At 41.6% G+C, this 19,351-nt stretch carries 18 protein-coding genes, 1 tRNA gene and 1 other RNA gene; 9 read left to right on the top strand and 11 right to left on the bottom strand.

Annotated elements, in window-relative coordinates; all coding sequences use genetic code 11:
• Window positions 1–116: 116 nt before the first annotated feature.
• Window positions 117–3,821, bottom strand: a complete 3,705-nt coding sequence (locus tag ACVBDY_RS21210) for a two-component regulator propeller domain-containing protein (protein ID WP_447177476.1) — start codon at window positions 3,819–3,821, stop codon at window positions 117–119.
• Between the two features lie 696 nt (window positions 3,822–4,517).
• On the opposite strand from ACVBDY_RS21210, the gene ACVBDY_RS21205 reads away from it, so the two are divergent.
• From ACVBDY_RS21205 to ACVBDY_RS21190, 4 genes are read left to right on the top strand one after another with little or no spacing between them, the layout of a single operon-like run.
• Complete coding sequence (locus ACVBDY_RS21205) at window positions 4,518–5,498, top strand: 2-dehydro-3-deoxygalactonokinase (protein ID WP_447177475.1); 981 nt, start codon at window positions 4,518–4,520, stop codon at window positions 5,496–5,498.
• Window positions 5,491–6,141 carry a bifunctional 4-hydroxy-2-oxoglutarate aldolase/2-dehydro-3-deoxy-phosphogluconate aldolase gene (locus tag ACVBDY_RS21200; RefSeq protein ID WP_447177474.1) on the top strand — a complete coding sequence of 217 codons (651 nt, stop codon included), beginning with the start codon at window positions 5,491–5,493 and terminating at the stop codon, window positions 6,139–6,141. Before ACVBDY_RS21205 ends, ACVBDY_RS21200 begins: the two co-directional genes overlap by 8 nt.
• Window positions 6,131–7,279: a galactonate dehydratase gene (gene dgoD, locus ACVBDY_RS21195; protein WP_447177473.1), complete on the top strand. Its 1,149-nt coding sequence runs from the start codon at window positions 6,131–6,133 to the stop codon at window positions 7,277–7,279. The genes ACVBDY_RS21200 and dgoD overlap by 11 nt, the downstream gene beginning before the upstream one ends.
• A gap of 1 nt (window position 7,280) precedes the next feature.
• The gene (locus ACVBDY_RS21190; RefSeq protein ID WP_447177472.1) at window positions 7,281–8,645 is read left to right on the top strand and encodes a GntP family permease; all 1,365 of its coding nucleotides are present in this window, start codon (window positions 7,281–7,283) and stop codon (window positions 8,643–8,645) included.
• A gap of 40 nt (window positions 8,646–8,685) precedes the next feature.
• Here the strand turns inward: ACVBDY_RS21190 and ACVBDY_RS21185 are convergent, their stop codons facing one another.
• From ACVBDY_RS21185 to ACVBDY_RS21150, 8 genes are all read right to left on the bottom strand, one after another.
• Window positions 8,686–8,811, bottom strand: a complete 126-nt coding sequence (locus ACVBDY_RS21185; RefSeq protein WP_447177471.1) for a phage integrase SAM-like domain-containing protein — start codon at window positions 8,809–8,811, stop codon at window positions 8,686–8,688.
• A 12-nt stretch (window positions 8,812–8,823) separates the two neighbouring features.
• Complete coding sequence (locus ACVBDY_RS21180) at window positions 8,824–8,970, bottom strand: hypothetical protein (protein ID WP_447177470.1); 147 nt, start codon at window positions 8,968–8,970, stop codon at window positions 8,824–8,826.
• 104 nt (window positions 8,971–9,074) lie between these two features.
• Window positions 9,075–9,147, bottom strand: a tRNA-Pro gene (locus tag ACVBDY_RS21175).
• Between the two features lie 196 nt (window positions 9,148–9,343).
• Complete coding sequence (locus ACVBDY_RS21170; protein WP_447177469.1) at window positions 9,344–11,608, bottom strand: M1 family metallopeptidase; 2,265 nt, start codon at window positions 11,606–11,608, stop codon at window positions 9,344–9,346.
• A 61-nt stretch (window positions 11,609–11,669) separates the two neighbouring features.
• Window positions 11,670–12,182, bottom strand: a complete 513-nt coding sequence (locus ACVBDY_RS21165; protein WP_447177468.1) for a DUF6702 family protein — start codon at window positions 12,180–12,182, stop codon at window positions 11,670–11,672.
• Window positions 12,183–12,214: 32 nt separating this feature from the next.
• Complete coding sequence (locus ACVBDY_RS21160) at window positions 12,215–13,024, bottom strand: carboxypeptidase-like regulatory domain-containing protein (protein WP_447177467.1); 810 nt, start codon at window positions 13,022–13,024, stop codon at window positions 12,215–12,217.
• A gap of 26 nt (window positions 13,025–13,050) precedes the next feature.
• On the bottom strand, window positions 13,051–13,809 hold the full coding sequence (locus ACVBDY_RS21155; RefSeq protein WP_447177466.1) for a carboxypeptidase-like regulatory domain-containing protein: 759 nt from the start codon (window positions 13,807–13,809) through the stop codon (window positions 13,051–13,053).
• A gap of 80 nt (window positions 13,810–13,889) precedes the next feature.
• A complete protein-coding gene (locus ACVBDY_RS21150) occupies window positions 13,890–14,627 on the bottom strand; it encodes a BamP family beta-assembly machinery protein (protein ID WP_447177465.1) in 738 nt (245 codons plus the stop codon).
• A 283-nt stretch (window positions 14,628–14,910) separates the two neighbouring features.
• On the opposite strand from ACVBDY_RS21150, the gene pepE reads away from it, so the two are divergent.
• Entirely contained in the window at window positions 14,911–15,621 is a 711-nt protein-coding gene (pepE, locus tag ACVBDY_RS21145) for a dipeptidase PepE (protein ID WP_447177464.1), read from the top strand.
• Here pepE and ACVBDY_RS21140 read toward each other — a convergent pair.
• Both ACVBDY_RS21140 and ACVBDY_RS21135 read right to left on the bottom strand, forming a co-directional pair.
• Window positions 15,618–15,944: a DMT family transporter gene (locus tag ACVBDY_RS21140; protein WP_447177463.1), complete on the bottom strand. Its 327-nt coding sequence runs from the start codon at window positions 15,942–15,944 to the stop codon at window positions 15,618–15,620. The two genes, pepE and ACVBDY_RS21140, sit on opposite strands and share 4 nt — an antisense overlap.
• A gap of 31 nt (window positions 15,945–15,975) precedes the next feature.
• Window positions 15,976–17,019 carry a glutaminyl-peptide cyclotransferase gene (locus tag ACVBDY_RS21135; protein ID WP_447177462.1) on the bottom strand — a complete coding sequence of 348 codons (1,044 nt, stop codon included), beginning with the start codon at window positions 17,017–17,019 and terminating at the stop codon, window positions 15,976–15,978.
• Window positions 17,020–17,108: 89 nt separating this feature from the next.
• On the opposite strand from ACVBDY_RS21135, the gene ffs reads away from it, so the two are divergent.
• The 4 genes from ffs (at window position 17,109) to ACVBDY_RS21115 (ending at window position 19,293) form a co-directional block, all read left to right on the top strand.
• Window positions 17,109–17,207: signal recognition particle sRNA small type (ffs, locus tag ACVBDY_RS21130), an RNA gene on the top strand.
• Between the two features lie 267 nt (window positions 17,208–17,474).
• Window positions 17,475–17,912, top strand: a complete 438-nt coding sequence (locus ACVBDY_RS21125; protein ID WP_447177461.1) for a hypothetical protein — start codon at window positions 17,475–17,477, stop codon at window positions 17,910–17,912.
• Complete coding sequence (locus ACVBDY_RS21120) at window positions 17,894–18,340, top strand: hypothetical protein (RefSeq protein WP_447177460.1); 447 nt, start codon at window positions 17,894–17,896, stop codon at window positions 18,338–18,340. The genes ACVBDY_RS21125 and ACVBDY_RS21120 overlap by 19 nt, the downstream gene beginning before the upstream one ends.
• A 149-nt stretch (window positions 18,341–18,489) precedes the next feature.
• Window positions 18,490–19,293, top strand: a complete 804-nt coding sequence (locus tag ACVBDY_RS21115) for an SDR family oxidoreductase (protein WP_447177459.1) — start codon at window positions 18,490–18,492, stop codon at window positions 19,291–19,293.
• Window positions 19,294–19,351: the final 58 nt, after the last annotated feature.

Here is a 19,351-nt window from a genome sequence, read left to right as displayed (position 1 = left end):
AGGGGGTAAAATAAGTTCATAAAGGTGCTTTTAGCGTTCGTTTATGGTGTTTTTATGATGGAGAAAGGTGTATATTTGTTGCATTAACAAAGCCGTAACAATGGCGTAATCCGGTCTTAATTTTCCTGTATCTCTTTTTGGTTTCTGAACTGTCTCGGATTGTGACCATATCTTTTCTTAAATGCTTTACTGAAGTACTTCGGGTCGTTAAAACCGCATTCGAAACTTATTTCGGAGATGTTCAATCCTTTTTTCTGTAAGAGGTAACTGCTTTTTTGTAACCGCAGTTCGTGTATTACTTCAGAAGGAGCCTGATGGAAGACTTCTTTGAAAATGCGATAACACTTAGCTCTCGATATTTCCAGGTCAGCGATGAGTTGTTCCACGTTGAAAGAAGGATTGCCCAGTTGTTGCTGAATAATGTCAATGCCCTTTTGTGCAAGTTTTTCATGTGGTGTCATCATTTCCTCGCCTTCGCGATTTACAACCAGGGGATGTATAGATTTTTCGCGTTGATAATCTTCGCCTTTTTGAAGTAATGAATGTAAGGTTTTGACAATAAAATGTTTTCGTGTAGGTAGGTTGATGACACTGTCAATACCCAATTCGATGAGATGTTCCTTAAAACTCACATTCAGACTTTCCGAAATATAAATACCGGGCAGACGCTTGTCTTTTTGTTGTAAACTTCGGATCAGATCATTGGAAAAGGGAAGATCGTAAATGACGAGTGCGTGTATGTCCAATTGTTTTAAAGCGGTTTGCAGATTTGCAGCTTCGTTTTCAAAAATAAGACTGGTATTTTTGCCTTCCAACAGCTGCTGTGCGATGGTCATGTCATAAGCCGCACAGTACACCAGGATGTTTTTCCTTCCCTTCGGAAGATGGTTTTTAGTGTTTAAGTGCTTCCACAAAATGCGCGTGTCTTCTAATTGTTCTGTCTCTGCATATACCACAGGCAGTTGTATGGTGATCTGTAGCGTGGAAGACCGGGTGTCTATATTGAGCTTTCCGTCCATATCGCGGACTAACGAATGGAATGCTCTGTAATACGGGCTAAAAAGCGAAATGCTCTCCCAGTTCATTTTTACCATGTTGCTATAGGTACTGAGGGAGATCCGGATTTGCTTATTTTGAAGGGAGATCTCCACAAAAAGGCGGTGCTCTTTTTCGATGTATTTTAAAAGATCCGTGGTGATATATCTAAATAAGAGTTTAAACCGAAGACTGTCCAGTAATATCATCTTCTCTTTTTCTTCTTCGGAAAACCTGATTTCCAATTGGGTTTTCGAACCGGAAAACTGAGGAGTTAATCCTTCGGCAAAGTCCTTGAATTTCACCGGAACTTTTTGGAGATCTCCCAGTTCATCTACCTGGTCCAGATATTTCCATTCCTCCAGGACCTGTAGTAAGGTATCCACCTGATCCAAAAGCTGGTTTTTGACCGATGGCGAGAAGTTTACGGTTTCAATATGATTTAGAATACTGTGTATGGGAGGTTTAAATTCGGACAGTATAAAAGTTTTGAATTTTTCAATCTCAAAATCCTTATCCTTTAATTGCTGATAATAACGGAGTAATTGATTTTTTTGATCCGATATTTCTTTGTTTTTCTGGTTTAAATCTTTGTTGATACTGACAAGTTCATTTTTATGAGCTTCTATGGTTTGGGTTCGTCTCTGTATTTTTTCTTCGAGTTTTTTCTGATTTCTGATGGAAATTCGGTTTTTGCGGTATATGTATATGAGGATGAAGCTGAGGCCAACGACTATTAACATAGTGAAAAACCAGGAAGCTTTATAGAAAGGGGGTTCTATTTTTAAGTTGACTACCGAAGAAATCAAAGCATTGGCATCGTCTCCTTTCTTGATGAGTAGTCGATATGATCCGGGGTGAAGATGATCGTAGTGAATTGTGGGGTTTTTAAGAGGAATCCAGGTTTTGTCATGTCCTTCCAGCTGGTAAAATATAGGTGATTTTCTTTTGGAAAAGTAAATAGGAGTTAGTTCTGCCTGTAAACTGTTGTCGGCGTAAGATTTGGTATACGATTCGGCATAATTTTCTTTGTGGTCGATTTTTATCTTTAATTTCGGCTTCGGCTGCTGTGGGACAATAGCTTCCGGTTGAAAGTAATTAAGTCCGTGAATACCGCCAAAATACAGCATCCCCTTGTTGTCCTGATAATAGGAACCTTCGGAGAACTCGGCACCTTGCCACCCTTCTTCGGGAGGAAATGTAGTAACACTAAAATCTCTTTTATCTACAGAGGCAATACCTTTGGTAGTACTTACCCACAGGGCATCCCTGTTGGGTAAAAGACTGTATACCATGTGGCTGGGCAAACCGTCTTCTTCGGTGATTTGCCGGATCAGCTCACGATTGTTGAAGTCGTAAATGGTAATACCGCCCAGGGTAGCAATCCAGTAATAGTCGGTTTCGGGGTCTTTGTAGATGTAGTATACACTATTGCCCGTAAGCCCGGAGTTAAGGTTTATTTCTTCTACATTTCCGGTAAGGGTATTTAATATCACCATGCCATGGTTTTCGGAAGCGAGGGCGATAACAGCCCCGTTTTTCACAAGTTGACGAAAATGATATTTATTTAATTTTTCCTGTCCCGGAAAATATTCGAAGGAACTTTTGTTTTTATTGTAGCGGGCGAGCCCGCCCCAACAGGTTATCCAGAATGCATCTTCTTCTTCAAAGAAGGCGTAGTTGCGGTTGTTGGGGAAATTTTGATGTTCCTCGGCACGTATAAGCTGGTACGTATCTCCTGTTATGTGGATCAGACCTGCGTAGGTGCCTACCCATACGGAACCGTCTTTTGCGGTATGCAAGCTTCGGATACGTCCCCAATCCGGATTTTTTTGGGTTTCGGCAATGGGATAGTGGAGGTAACATCCGGAGTTTTCACTATAATAGTACAGCCCTTTGGTGTAGTACCCCAGCCATATTTTGCTATGATGGTCTTGGGTAATGGCACGTATAGTTTCATTGGGCAAATGCGGAAACCGGTTTGGATGCGGGAGTATGGTATTGATGTTTTCCGACCCTTTATATACCATACTGATGCCCCCGTCTTTATGAGCAAGCCAGATGTTGTTAAAACTATCCTCGTATAGTTTTTCTATATCATTACTCTTAAAACTGTATTCCGAATACAGGTCGTAAGTGTAGTGCACAAATTGTTCATTGTAAATATTCTTATTGGTGTTGGGAAGAATAAAAAGTCCTTCCCGTGTAGCATACCAAATATTTCCTTTGTCGTCTTTCAGGACATCCTTGATGGTCAGATCAGGGAATTGTGACCACAAAATATTTTTCAGATTGTCGATTTGGTAGTCTTCACCGGGAGCGGAATATGAAGCTTCTGCAAATTTTCCGTCTTGTAGTCGGAAATATGAACTGTTGGAACGGACCCAGATAACATTGTTGTTGTCTGTGAAGAGCTCATGTATAATATTGTCGAAATAGTGGTTTTTAAATTTGCCATCCCCCATATATCGGCTTACGGCCTTGTTGTCTGTGAGTATCCAGATATTCTGGTGCTCATCTTTGACAAATGTGGAAACGACATTCCCCGCAATAGAGGAATCGTCCGAAAGATCGTGTTTGTAAACAGTAAATGTCTGTCCGTCAAAGCTGTTTAGCCCGTCCCAGGTGCCAATCCACAGCATACCGTTTCTATCGCTGATAATATCATTAACAGAATTATTAGATAGCCCGTCCTGGGTCGTAAAAGTATTAAATTTCAATTGCTGTGAATGACCTTGAAGCGTTATCAGAAGAAAAAACAAGGTATAAATAGATGGATATTTCAAGTGTATTTTTGGGTACAGTATAACACAATAGTATTATTTCAAAGAGAATAAATGTTTATGTTTTTGTTATTTTCACGACTTAACTGCAACTGCAATTTGTCTACATATAATTTTCTAAAGTGTCTGATGCGGATAATAAAACAGGCAGATTTAGGTCACATCCGTATGGATCTTACTCTTCTATCGGAGATAATGCTAAATCCAGCTTTTACGAAGTATTCAAGAAATATCTGGTATTACCCCGGGAGATGTGGTAAGGAAAGGGGAATTTAGAAGAAACGATTTTTGTTGTGTAGTCATAATATTTAATCTGGTTTTAAAATTACTTTTTTACTCGTAACTGTCAGATTAAATATTGACGAATTTAGATACGGTGTTGAACTAAACCTTCGGTAGCTTTTCCGGCTCTTGGGCTAACTTAGCTAAACGACTATAGACTTCAAGTCCATAGCGGTTTAGTGGTTGATTTGCACTAGTCCACATCAGGAAAGTAAACCCGATGATCTATTTATGGCAACAAAGAAACCAAGCTATTAAGTTACCACTTTCCGAATTAAAAACTGAATGAGAAATAAATACATTAGAACACAAATTTCCACTGAAAATTGAAAAAAATGTCCCTACCTATAAGATTTTTATTAAAAATTACTTATCTATGTGATGATATAATGTATGTAGAAAGAACTCCCCATTATTATGAATAGATTCCTGAGCTGCGATTGGGGAACTTCCTCTTTTCGGCTAAGGCTGGTAGAGGTAACTCCGTTAAGGATCTTGGCCGAAGTAAAAACGGATCAGGGAATTGCCGCTACCCACAGGCTCTGGAAAACAACAATAAACAAAACTGCAGATAAAAGATTCATATTTTATCTGGATGTGATCCAGGAGCATATCCGTAGCATAGCAAAAGATCTTTCCATGAATCTTCAGGGAGTACCGCTGATTATTTCGGGAATGGCTTCGTCTTCCATCGGAATGATGAATCTGCCTTATGGGCAACTTCCGTTTCATACGAGCGGCAAGGGAATTAGAACAGAATATTTTCCGGCTGGCGAAACTTTTGAGCATCCTATGCTTTTGATTTCGGGGGTGCAAAGTAAGAACGATGTGATGAGGGGCGAAGAAACACAGTTGATAGGCACCTTAATCCATGTAGAAGATAAAAATGATAACCTCTTATTTCTTTTCCCCGGTACACATTCAAAACATATTAAAGTGAGTGAAGGTCAGGTACGAGATTTCAGGACTTATATGACCGGAGAATATTTTGAACTGCTATCCCGAAAAAGCATTCTATCATCAAACGTAGATTCAGAAGGAGAACCGGATCAAAAAAATATGGAAGTTTTTAAGCTGGGAGTAGAGCAGGCACTTCAAACGAATCTACTGCATGCGAGCTTCCTGGTACGCACCAACGAACTTTTCGGGAAAATGACGAAGAAAGAGAACTTTCATTTTCTAAGTGGACTGCTCATAGGAGCAGAGCTAAAGGAACTTCTGAAGGAAGATGATTCAAAAATATATCTGTGTTGTAGTTCAAACCTGAAATATTTGTATGAAGAAGCCTTGAAGAAGCTGGGTGTCACGAGCACCAACGTTTTACCTGCCCGGCTGGTAGACGAGGCTGTTATAAAGGGACAATTAGAAATATTTAATAAATTGAAAATTCATGGATAATTCATTTTCATGGGAATTGTTCGAGAGGATACCGATCATTGGAATTTTGAGGAACTTTCCCTTCAGCCAAATAGAAAGTATGTCGGAATGTTATGCCCGCGCAGGATTGACAAATTTAGAGGTTACCATGAATTCTAAAAATGCAGTTGAAACGATTTCTTTTCTAAAAAACAAGATGCAAGGCCGGTTAAACATAGGTGCAGGAACCGTTTGTACTATGGAGGACCTGGACCGGGCGCTGGAAGCGGGTTCGGAGTTTATAGTAACTCCAATTATTGAAGAAAAGATTATTCAGGAGTGTGTGGAGAATTCGATCCCCGTCTTTCCGGGAGCTTATACACCTACCGAAATTTATAAAGCGTGGAGCCTTGGTGCCAGTATGGTGAAGGTTTTTCCTGCTTTTAAACTCGGACCTGATTATATAAAACAGGTGCTGGCTCCGCTCAACCAAATTAAACTTTTACCCACCGGCGGAGTTTCTATTGAAAATATGGAGGATTTTTTCCGCGCCGGGGCGAAGGGAGTTGGGGTCGGAAGTCAGCTCATACCCGGGGATTTGGTTGACAAAAACGAATGGGAATTGTTAAGTCTGCATTTTTCCAAATTTATTAATAAATACAAAACAATTTCAGATGAAGATTAGAAGTTTCGAATTGTTCCAGGTACCACCCCGCTGGTTATTTTTAAAGATTGAAACCGATGAGGGAATCGTAGGCTGGGGAGAACCGGTAATAGAGGGAAGGGCGGCAACGGTCAAAGCAGCTGTGCAGGAACTAATGCATGGATTGATTGGAAAAGATCCAATGAACATTGAAGATCACTGGAATACAATGTACCGGGGCGGATTCTATAGGGGTGGGCCAATCCTTATGAGCGCAATTGCAGGAATTGATCAGGCTTTGTGGGACATAAAGGGTAAATTTTATAACGCTCCCGTATATCAGCTATTAGGTGGAAAAGCCAGGGATTCTATAAAGGTGTATTCCTGGATTGGTGGCGACCGACCTGCAGATGTAGGGAAGGCCGCCAAAGAGATGGTATCCCGGGGTTTTTTGGCTTTGAAAATGAATGCAACAGAAGAATTGCAATATCTGGACTCCTACGCGAAAGTAGACCAGGCAATAGAAAGAATTGCCGCGGTACGGGAAGCAGTGGGTCCCGAAATAGGGATTGGAATCGATTTTCACGGCCGGGTGCATAAGCCAATGGCAAAGATTATAGCAAAGGGAATAGAGCCTTATCGCCCCATGTTTATTGAAGAACCCGTATTACCCGAAAATAATGAAGCGCTGCGGGAGATAGCACAACATGTCTCCACTCCTATAGCCACGGGAGAAAGGATGTTTTCGAAATGGCAGTTTAAAAATCTGTTGAAGGATGGCTATGTCGATATCATTCAACCGGATCTTTCTCATGCCGGCGGTATCACAGAATGCAAGAAGATCTTCTCAATGGCAGAGGCGTTTGATGTGGCTGTAGCGCCTCATTGTCCTCTTGGCCCTATTGCCCTCGCATCCTGCCTGCAGGTCGATGCGACCTGCCACAATGCATTTATTCAGGAGCAGAGCCTGGGAATTCATTACAATCAGGGGAGTGACTTGCTGGATTATCTGGAAGATAAGGAGATTTTCGATTATGAAAACGGTTATGTCAAAATCCCGGAAGGTCCGGGTTTAGGTTTAAAAATAAATGAAGACCATGTTCGAAAAATGGCTGAGAAAGGGCACAATTGGAAGAACCCTTTGTGGAGGCATAAAGATGGTAGCATAGCTGAATGGTAATATGATGGATAACACAATCTACTTATTAATAATTGCATCTCTTTCAATTTTATTACTGCTTGTTCTGGTAATGAGGTTAAAAGTACACGCTTTTATCTCTTTGTTGCTTGCTAGTGTTTTTGTGGGCCTGGCCACAGGGATGCCTTTTATGGAATTAATCGCGAGCCTTCAGAAGGGAATGGGTGACATTCTTGGTTTTATTGCAATTGTGGTCGGTATGGGAGCCATTCTGGGAAAACTTCTGGAGCAGTCAGGAGGGGCCCAGACGCTGGCTTATTTTATAATCAATGCCTTCGGAAAAAAAAGATCCAATTGGGCATTGATGCTTACCGGATTTATTGTTTCTATACCTGTATTTCTTGATGTTGGGTTCATCATACTGGTGCCTATTGTATATGCTTTAGCCAATCGATCAGGATTATCCCTATTACATTTCGCGATACCACTATTGGCAGGAATGGCTGTTGCTCATGCTTTTATACCTCCGACTCCGGGACCCGTGGCTGTAGCACAAATCCTGGATGTGCCGCTGGGGTGGATGATTGGATTTGGAGTTGTAATAGGCTTTCCAACTGCGGTGGTGGCAGGACCTGTCTTCGGAAATTTTATTGGAAAGAAGATAAAAGTGGATACCCCCGATTTTATTGATGCTACAGAAAAGAAAATAGAAGAAACCAAAAAAGATTTTTGGGTGATTCTTTTTATCATCATTTTGCCCATTTTCCTGATCCTTCTCGCAACGACCTCGGATATGCTAGTCGGGGGAGGAAATTTGAGCGGAGACAATTTTGCGGTTGGATTGCTTCAGTTTTTAGGACATCCCTTTATAGCATTGACCATTGCCACCCTTGTGGCTTCTTATTTTTTAGGTTTTAGAAAAGGTTTTAATGCAAAGCAATTACTGGAATTTTCAGATAAAGCACTGGCTCCGGCTGGATTGATCATTTTGATTACCGGGGCCGGTGGAATGTTTAAGCAAATCCTTGTAGAGAGCGGTGCGGGAGAAGCCCTTGCCGAAATATTTATAACCTATAATGTAGCGCCAATCACGATGGCCTATTTACTGGCGGTTATTATAAGAGTTATACAAGGTTCAGCTACTGTAGCCATGGTCACTTCAGCAGGTATGATGGCGCCGGTGATCTTGCAACTCGACCTTTCCGACCCCACAAAAGCTTTAATAGGACTTTCTATAGCTGCGGGAGCAACAATTCTTTCTCATGTCAATGACAGTGGCTTTTGGCTGGTGAAAAAATATCTTGGATTGACGGAAAAGGAAACACTTCAATCCTGGACAATGATGGAAACTATCATCTCGGTTGTTGGTTTTATTCTAATCGTAGGAATTTCATTTTTTGTGCCGTGATATGAGTGTACAATAAATCCAATTCAGAAAAGCTTGTTAGTCAATTTATCTTTAGTTTCCCCTTTAAAAAGGCTTTCAGGTACTTTTCCGTAGTATAGTAGTTCTTCATCGTACCCGGTTTCAGGGTATGCACCATACTTTCGTTATGATAGGTAACAAGCTGCATTAAGGTTTTGTGCTACTCATCCTCCCCGAGAAAACGTTTTTTAATGGCATCGGGAGTAATGACTTTAAGTTCGTTCAACAATTGCTTGTAACAATCGAGCAACTGCGCGTGCACTTCATCCAGATAAGCGTTGAGCCGGTGGCTGTCGGGGGAGTTCACCAGGTGGGGTGAATTCAGGTGAATACAAACGATACTAATGCTATGACTAAAAACAAAAAAGCATTGAAAATCAGCTGATTTTCAATGCTTTTGATACTGAAAAGTCGGGGTGACTGGACTCGAACCAGCGACCACACGCACCCCATGCGTGTACGCTACCAACTGCGCCACACCCCGATATCCCTTTGTTTGTAAAACAAAATAAAGAACGCTTGCTTTAATTCTGCGCGAATATACAGAAAAAATATAAAGTGGAAAACATAAAAGATAAACAAAAATTAACTCTCGTTCTTACCGTATTGATTATGTGTTTCTTCAAAGAAAAACAAGTAAAAACGGGCATTCCGATAGGGGAGCGCCCGTTGTGTACTGCTTATTTTTGATTTCGTTCTTTAAAGGCGTCGAACTCTGATTTGGTTTCTCTTCGCGGCCAGAAATTATTCCCGGTTTCCACATCTGCGGTTTCTTCTTTCGGGTCTATTACAATCTGAGTAATTTCTTTGTTTGTAGCAATGACTTTAGATACTTCCTTATCGTTTTTTCTCCAAAGTTCCACGGGATACTTTACAGTTTTTTTACTGCCGTCGGCATAAGTGTATTCCGCGATGAGCGGCATCGGCATTCCTCCCGGTTTCTCGAATGTTATTTCGAAGAAATACTTCGGTTGTTTTAGTTTGGCCCGTTCTTCGGGGGTGAAATTATCGAGGATATACTGATTCAGGGGGGTAGAATGGTCTAGTATACTCCCGTTTTTTAAGTCATCGCTATAATTTTCACCTCCTTCTTCTGCCAGATACACCAGGGGGGCGTTCGCAGGAATATTACGGGCGGCCATGATTTCCTTAACCTGGTTACTCGGTTTTGAGGACACATAGTATTTTTTCACCTCCTTAATACCTATATCCACATAATCGGTGGTATAGAACCAGCCCCGCCAGAACCAGTCGAGTTCTACGCCGGAAGCGTCTTCCATAGTGCGAAAGAAATCTTCGGGGTTAGGGTGTTTGAACATCCAGCGCTGCGCATAGGTTTTAAAGGCATAATCAAAAAGTTCGGGCCCCATAATGGTTTCTCGCAATATAGTGAGCCCGGCTGCCGGTTTTCCGTATGCATTATTTCCCAGTTGGTAAACGTTTTCCGGGTTACTCATAATAGGGGCAATGAAATTCTCGTCCCCCTTCATATAGGTTACCATAGTGGAGGGCTTTCCACGCCTGGATGGGTAGTTTTCCATAAAATCCTGCTCAGTGAGGTATTGTAGAAAACTGTTGAGACCTTCGTCCATCCATCCCCATTGACGCTCGTCGGAATTAACGATCATGGGGAAGAAATTATGCCCGACTTCATGGATAATAACACTTATCATTCCGTATTTCACCCTGTCCGAATACGTACCATCTTCATTAGGCCTTCCGTGATTCCAGCAGATCATAGGATATTCCATGCCCTGGTTCCTGGCGTGTACGGAAATGGCTTTGGGATATGGGTAATCAAAGGTGTGATCGGAATAGGACTTGAGCGTATATGCCACTACTTTGGTAGAATACTCTTCCCACAAAGGATTTCCTTCTTTAGGGTAAAGGGATTCGGCCATCACGGTTTTGTCCCCGATTTTCACGGCCATAGCGTCAAAAATATATTTTCTGGACGTGGTAAAGGCAAAATCTCTGACATTCTGTGCCTTGAATTTCCAGGTGTTTTTCTTATCGGAGAACGATTTTTCTTTGATTTCCGCTTCTTCCTGGGTGACCACTATTACCGGTTTGTCGAAGGACTTGGCAGCTTCTTCGTAACGTTTCATCATATCTTTGGTGAAAACGTCTTTACGGTTTTGCAGTTCCCCGGTGGCTTCCAGCATATGATCTGCAGGGACGGTAATATTTACTTCATAGTTCCCGAAAGGGAGGGCAAATTCCCCGCTTCCCCAGAACTGGTAGTTCTGCCAGCCTTCATAATCGTTATATACTGCCATCCTCGGAAAAAATTGTGCTATGACATAGGTATTATTACCGTCTTTCGGGAAGTGTTCATAGCCGCTCCGCGCCCTGTTTGTCACGTGATTGTTTACATTATACCACCATTTGATAGCAAAGGATATTTTTTGCCCCGGTTGCAACGGTTTGGGCATGTCAATACGCATCATGGTATAGTTGATGGTGTATGGAAGAGCATTTCCCCTGGCATCTTTTACATATTCTATATTAAAGCCTCCGTCGAAAGGCTCCTTCAGGTATTTGTCCGTAAACCGGTCCGGGGTTTCGGCCGGCGAAAGGTTTTCACTGTCCTTATCCAGGGCGGGAGAAGTTTTAGAACGGATATTCTGATCGAGCTGTACCCAAAGGTATTCCAGTTTGTCCGGTGAATTATTGGTATAGGTTATGGTCTCTTCCCCGTATAATTTCTGATTCTTATCATCGAGCTCTATATCCATCTTGTAGTCTGCCTGTTGCTGGTAATACGCAGGCCCGGGGGCACCGGATGCGGTACGGAACATATTGGGTGTGGTAAATTCCTGGTACATCTGGCGGAATTTATTTGTATTGACATGCTCCTGTTGTTTTGGTTCTTTTTGGGCATATGTCCCGGTGGACAAAGACAGGGCCAGTAAAAAGGAAAAGAGTGATTTAACTGAATTCATACCTGAGTTGTGTTAGTAAATGGAACAAAGTTGCAAATTAAATGTTTTTTGAAGAAAGTTATTATTTACGGTTGAATTTTAACGTACACCGGTCATCATCTTTTAGCAATAAAAAACTTTTCCTGGTATCCCCGGAACGTATGTGTACAATATTCTGTTGTTCCGGATAGGTTTCGTATAACAGTTTGTTTTCAATTTCTATGGAAGAGGGAAGGGGAGTACCCGGGATTTCGAGATATGAAACCACCATGTCGTCTTTGTATTCTTTACCTATAAATCGGAATTTTCCCGGTTTCCCGTTTACCCTGATTATAAATTTTCCGTTGTAATATTTTTCCAGGTAATCATCTGTCTCAGGATGTTCCCTGGAAGTGGCCAGTCCGGATTTTATACCATACCGGGCGTCTATGGTCTTTTCCAGGTCGTCTGCAAAAACCCGGGAAACAACCTGTATGGCATGTGACTTTTCATCGTAGTTTACATCTGTAGTACTGACGTAAAATTTATGCATGCCTATAAAAGCCAGCAGGGGCAGTAAAAGAAAAAGAGCACTGATTTTTTTAATAATACGCATTGTACAGAATTTCAATTCAGGGTTCGGGCAGGTTAATCTTTTGAAGTCGGGGAGGGGGTGTTTATTTTTACATAGGTTTTCGCATGTTTTTGTAAAAACTGTTGCAAGAACATTTTATTATTTAAATCCGGAATTTGATGATATCCGATCTGGACCGAACAAAAGTATAAAAAATCGTATATTTTTTCTTCGGGAATGCCGAGAGAAATAAAAAAATCATTGTCGAAACCGTTATGAATTCCTTCAAGTTTTGCTGTTTCCTGTTCCTTCCGCTGCCTGTCCTTCAACATTTTGGTTCGTCCTGAAAAAGCGTTTATTATAGGGTCAATGGAGAACGCAAGTCCATGAAAATTCCAATCTGTGGCTGTATACAATTTTCTTTCTGTCTGTGTGCGTGGAATAACATGAGCATTTGGGAGGTTCAGAGTCATAGCGTTAATACTATCTGTTTTTGTCCTTTTGAGATCCGTTACCAAATTTCCGGACATGTTTTTCACAATTACTTCGTCCAGTTCTGCCACCTTCTCTTCCGGTTCTACGATAAGAAATGAGGCACTCAAAACCTGTTTATCCACAACAACCATTTTTTTCCAAAATTGAACAGCAGAAAATGCCAGGGTATCTCCCGAGTTTACGGGAATGGAAAAGTATCCTTTACCATCTGTTATTGTTGCCTTCCCCCTTGTTTTATTGATAACATGGATTCCTTCCGTATCCTGGGACTCGCTTTTTATTTTTCCCTTGAGAACAATGGTCTGGGAAATGGAAAGATTAATGGACAAAGGGATGAAAAACAGAAAAAGGATAGTCACCTTTTTTATTTCAGAGATTTTTCCCTGCATTTTTTTGTCTTTTTGCATGTCACGGATTAAGGCTGTGTTTTTATGGGACTCTGCCGGTTTTCCAAGAGATACTGTCTTGCCATCCTTTTTAAGGAATCTGTAAGCACTATGAGATCGGGATTATTTTTAATATGGTGATAATTTCCTTGTCCTTGGCAATAGTGAAGAAAATCGTATATTTTATCTTCTGGAATTCCAAACTCTATGAATATGCGATCCTGGAGTAAATTCCGTATTTCTTCTATCTTTTGTGTTTCGCTCTCTAGCTGCAGGCGTTTTTTAAGCATCCTGGTTCGTCCGCTTATTGCATTTATAATAGGATTGAGCGGTATAAAACCCCCGCCGGTGGTCGCTTCGTTTAACCTGCGTTCGGTTTGTGTGGGGAGTCGTTTGGTAGCATTGGGCAAGCCCATATGAATAGCTGTAACACTATCTGTTTTAATTCTCCGGAGATCGGTGATCAGGTTTCCGGTAAGGTTTTTTAAAACCACTTCATCCAGTTCTGTCACCTGCTCTGTGAGATGTATGATGAATGAGGGCGCTGCCAGGATTTCGGATGTAACAACAATTTCTTCTTTCCGGTACTGTACGGCAGAGAATAAAATGGTATCTCCTTCCTGCGTCGGGATATCAAAGTACCCATAGGCATCGGTAATCGTGGCGGATTCACGGGTTTTATTTATGACATGAACCCCCGTGACATCCGAAAACGTACTTTCCACCTTTCCTTTTAATCTGCTTTGGGCGTGGACACCATACAGGGAAAACGGCAAAAGCAGGAGCAAAACCTTATTTTTTCTCGATTGTTGCAATACCTGTAGTTATGGGTCCTATGTTATGTACTCTTTGTGAACAAAAAAGCGAACTATTCTTCTTTCTTCAGGCTTTGCCGATAGTTTTCACTTTGTTGTACGAGAAACTCTATAAGTTCAAATTCGTTATCTTTACGCAGGAGAGATTGTCTTGGTATCCTGTCATCGCAATAGTAAAGAAAATCGTCTATTTTATCCTGGGGGATTTTCAGATCTGCCACGAAAAAATCATCATTGTACACCTGGCGCAGTACTTCACTTACCTTAAGTTGTCTTTTGGGGCCTTCACCTTCCTGCTCAGACAGGAATAGAGCCTTGAATATGTTTACAAAGTTGACACCATTTTGCAAATGATGTTCCGGGGTGGCCATATTTTCGGCATTAGAGGAATAATCCTGTTCGTAATCGAATTTCTTGAATTCCTCTCCTTTCAGTTCCAGGAACTTCTCTTCGTTATCCGGAGTTACCACTACTTCATCCAGCTGGTTAACTCTCTCGTTTACTTCTACCACCAGGCGATTATTGTTTAATATACTGTCATTTATCTGTATGGTCTTTAACCGGTAGTTTACAGCGGAGAATGCAAGATTGTCCCCTGATTTTACATAAATCTCGAATTCACCGTCCTTATTGGTGATCGTAGCTCTTTCCGTATCGATGTTTATGACGTTCTGATTCGGAACGTTAGTGTTTTTGTATAATACTTTTCCCCGGAGAATGATCCTGTCATCGTCTTGAGCGTAGGTTGTTAAGGTACAGATCAGTATCAGAATAAAAAATATTTTTCGCATAGGGTCATTTTGTTTTTTCACTTTTCCTGCCTGTCCGTACCTGTAAAAGTAACCGGGAGATTTCCTTTTGTGCGGTAGGCAGATATTTTTCGTCCGGATAAAGAAAACACAAGATTACCGGAAAAAAAACAACAGGGCAATTAAAATTTTGTTAAATACAACCTGTGGCGCATTTCAAAGGAAGATTGGCCTGACAGAGAAAATCTCTTAAAATGCGGAACGGATTAAATACAATATTTAAATTTACAAAAAATCCAGTTAACCATAATACGAAAACATCCGGATGAAGAAACTTATCATAGCCAGCACTTCAACGATTCATGGCGGTACATATTTATCTTATATTTTACCACATCTAAAAGATTTTTTTGCGACAACCGATGAGATCCTTTTCATCCCTTACGCCCGTCCGGGGGGAATTACTTATGATGAATATACGGAAGTGGCCCGTAAAGGCTTCGGAAAGATAGGGAAAAGGGTAAGAGGGATCCATACTTTTGAGGACCCGAAGGAAGCTATCCGGGAGGCTAAAGCGGTATTTACCGGCGGAGGAAATACCTTTCTGCTGGTGACACAGTTGTATAAAAACGAGATCATGCAGCCTTTACGACAAGCGGTCCTTGGCGGTACTTTATACTTCGGTACAAGTGCAGGGGCCAATATAACGGGGCTCACGATGCAGACGACTAATGATATGCCTATTATTTATCCACCAAGCTTTAAGACGCTGGGACTGGTATCCTTTAATATAAACCCACACTACCTGGACCCGGATAACGGGAGCAAGCATATGGGGGAAACGCGCGAAACCCGTATAAGGGAATTCCATCGCATTAATACCCAGCCCGTTATAGGCCTTCGGGAAGGTAGCTGGCTGGAGGTTTCCGGAGATGACATTGTTCTGAAAGGGGAACTTTCCGCCAGGATATTCGAGCAGGATAAAGAAGCATACGAACTTGAAAGTGGCAGTAAAATACCGTTCGGGCTGTTCTAATGAGAAAACACTTTCAGCCCGATAATGGAGAGGATAAGTGTAGTTATAAAGAACAATCTCCAGAAGTCGGCGGGTTCCTTAAAAAATAACATTCCCACTAACACGGTACCTACGGCACCTATGCCGGTCCATACGGCATAGGCTGTACCTATGGGTAAGACCTGCGTGGCCCGGTAAAGGAGGTACATACTAAGGGAAAGGGAGAGGAAAAACCCGGTTATCCACCAATAGGAGGCAGATCCGGCAGTCTCTTTGGCCTTTCCCAGGCAGAAGGTGAAACCTACTTCAAAAAGACCGGCTATAATAAGAGTTAACCAATGCATATGGAGTATTGTAAATTATAGAAAATAATATTTATTCTTGTTTTTTTATGATCTTCACTTCGAAAATCTTATCCCAGTTTTTTCCGGTAACAAAGAAGGAATCATTTTTTGGGTGATATGCTATGCCGTTTAATACATTGAGATCTCTGTGTTGGGTGACTTTATCTTTTAGTCCTCGAAAATCAATAACGCCTTCAATAGCCCCGGTTTTAGGATTAATAATCATCACTCCATCTTTCTGCCATGTATTGGCGTATATCTTACCATTCGCGAATTCCAGTTCGTTGGCACGGGAAAAGACAGAAGTATTGGTAACAATTTCAATGTGGTCTTTTTCTTCCAGGGTCTCGGGGTCCAGTATCCATATTTTTTCGGTGCCGTCACTTTTGTAGATCCGGGTGCCGTCATTACACAATCCCCAGCCCTCTTTACTACTGCCATAAGGAAAATCTTTTATCTTATTGAATTCCATGTCATAGATGAAGCCGATATTGGCTTTCCAGGTAAGCTGGTATATTTTGCGGTTCATAATGGTAAGCCCCTCCGCAAAGTACATGGAATCCAGGCTTGTTTTTTTCAGAATTTCCCCGGTGTGATAGTCAATTTTCCGCAGGGATGACTGTCCCCGTCTCCCGGTGCTTTCATAGAGCGTATCATTGCGAAATTCCAGTCCCTGTGTAAAGGCTTTGCTGTCGTGCGGATATTCATTCAAAACGGTATAGGCGTATAATTCAGGTGCGTTTTCGGCAAGAACAGCTATCTGTTTTGATATTTTATCCGATTTTCCTTCATAATAAACCGTTGCTTCCAGGTTACGGTGCCCCAGATGGATTCCGGTAAAAGTCAGGTTACCTTCATCCGTATCCATTTTTTCGCCGTCAATGCTGTAGGCCACGGAATCAATTTCTATTTTTTTCCTGTTTTTTATGGTTGCCTTGACCTTCTGGTTGTATTGCACCTTATCCAGTCCTTCTCCGAGTTGTATGGAAAACTTTTTTGTAGAAGCCTTCTCTCCGTTGCAGGCCATGAACAAACAAAACAGTATATTGACAATTAACCACTTGAACATTTTCATGAAAGTTTATTTAAGACATGGCAATTTATTCAATAAAATTAAGATGGTAAAACCTTTGGCAAAATATAAAAAAGAAGTACCTTTGCACCCGGCAAGTCCTACACGACCAGCTCCTGCAGAATCCCCCAGGGTGGGAACGCAGCAAGGGTATGCGGTCGTAGCGGTGCGATGTAGGTAGCTTGCCTTTTTTTGTACCCAAAAGTTTCCTTTTTCGGAGATTGGAGAGCCTTCACAAAAGTTCCGGTTTGCGTTAAAATTGTTTGCCGGTTTTCTTTTATAAATTCCTTGTATCTTTTTAATTTTGCACCATGAATTTGCCATCAAAAAGCAACTTTGTCAGGAACGGATTAATTTGGTCTTTGTTTTTAATCCATTTTATCTTTTTATTCATTATTTTAATAGAATACAAAGCTCCTGTTTATGTTTTGGCTTTTATCGGGATTTTACTGCTTATCATGCTTTTTTCCTACCTGAAGTCACCTTTGCACATAGACGGATTTGATTATGATTCCTGGCGTCTTGTGCTTTGGGTTCCGGCAGGGGCCCTGGTCGCTTTTGTTTTAAATCAGAAACTGGAACTGGGCCCGGTTCTGGGGGGGTCCGTCACGGGTTTTGCGGGATCTTTTATACCTCATCTTAATAAACGTTCGATTTACTTATCGCGATTGCCGGAGGTGATTTACTGCGGGGCTTTCATCGGGATGTCCGCGCCAAAGGTAGCAAACGGATTTATGTTTGTTGTGATTGCCGGAATTATAACGTCCATTTTCCTGATGCTTTCCAAAAACTTTTTACATGGTATAGGAGGGAAATTGGGAACACTTGCTTTTTTAGGTGTGGTTATCGCTTCATTTATTTACCAATTACTGAATTTATGGAGCTTTTGGTATTAATAATAACAGCGCTGACAGGGGCATTAGCCACGTATTATTGCTGTAACCGTTTCGGATGGTCGCCAGTGCGTTCTTCGGCTATGCTGAGCATGGTTGTCGCCTTGTTTTTTAAAATATTTCCGGACGTTCTTTCGCAGTACCTGACGGAAACTATCCCCTTTGTTTTTATCGGGGCCACTTTTGTGGGGATGGTATCGGCAAGGCAAACCACGAGTTATTTCGGTATTAGTCTGGCAGCTGTTATTTACAGTATCATCCTGTTGAATATGAGCGATTATTTCCAGGGTTACGGAGGTGCTTTGGGAACAACGGCCTGTGTAGCTCTCCTGGTGGTGTTGAGTTCCCGTTATCTTAAATCAGATAAAAAAGTCTATGTAGGAACCAGGAAAGTATGGAAACAGGTTAAAAAACCGATGCGGAAGGGATAGTTTTGTAGGTGTATAGTCCTCACGGATCGGAAGCTGCCCGTCTGATAATTAGTGATTCTTAAACAGGGTTTATTTTTGTTTTTTCAGGAGTTTTTAACTTAAAAAAAGTATCTTCGTTTGCTGATTCCGATAGGGAATAAAAATATTTCATGTCAAAAGTAGTTCTAATCACCGGAGGGTCTTCTGGCATTGGTAAATGCATAGGAGAGTTTCTCATAACCAAAGGATATAAGGTTTACGGCACCAGCAGGAATCCGCAAAAGGTAACAGGTTCTGTTTTTCCTTTGCTTAAGATGGATGTCAGGGAAAGGGAAAGTATTGATGAAGCCGTGAAAATCCTTATAAATACCGAATCGCGCATTGATGTCCTGGTGAACAATGCCGGAGTGGGGATTACGGGGCCTTTGGAAGAAACCCCGGATGCGGAGATGCTCAATAACTTCGAAACCAATGTTTTTGGCCCCCTGCGGGTTATAAAGGCTGTACTTCCGCATATGAGAGAGCAGGGGAAGGGGCTTATTATCAATGTCACTTCTATTGCAGGATATATGGGACTGCCTTATCGCGGTATTTATTCTGCCTCGAAAGGGGCCCTGGAATTGATTACGGAAGCATTGCGTATGGAGATCAAAGCCTTTGGTGTGCAGGCCGTAAATGTCGCCCCGGGTGATTTTGCAACCAATATTGCTGTCGGAAGGTATCATGCCCCGGTTATACAAGGTTCGCCTTATGAAAAAATATACGGCAATACCCTGGAGATGATGAACGATCATGTGGATTCGGGAGGAGATCCGGAAGAAATGGCGAGGGCGGTATATCGTATTATGCAACAAAGATCACCGGCTGTTCATTACAAGGTAGGGGCTTTTAAGCAAAAGTTGTCTATAGTCTTGAAACGGGTTTTACCGGATAAAACATACGAAAAACTACTGATGAACCATTATAAATTGTAGCTTTGTAGTCCTTGTTACTATAAGTTTTTTTTGCAATATGGACAACGATCAGACCAGA

The sequence above is a fragment of the Sinomicrobium halophytocola genome (assembly GCF_052983395.1).
Note: the sequence above shows the minus strand (reverse complement) of the source record. Positions and strands in the feature narration are given on the sequence as shown.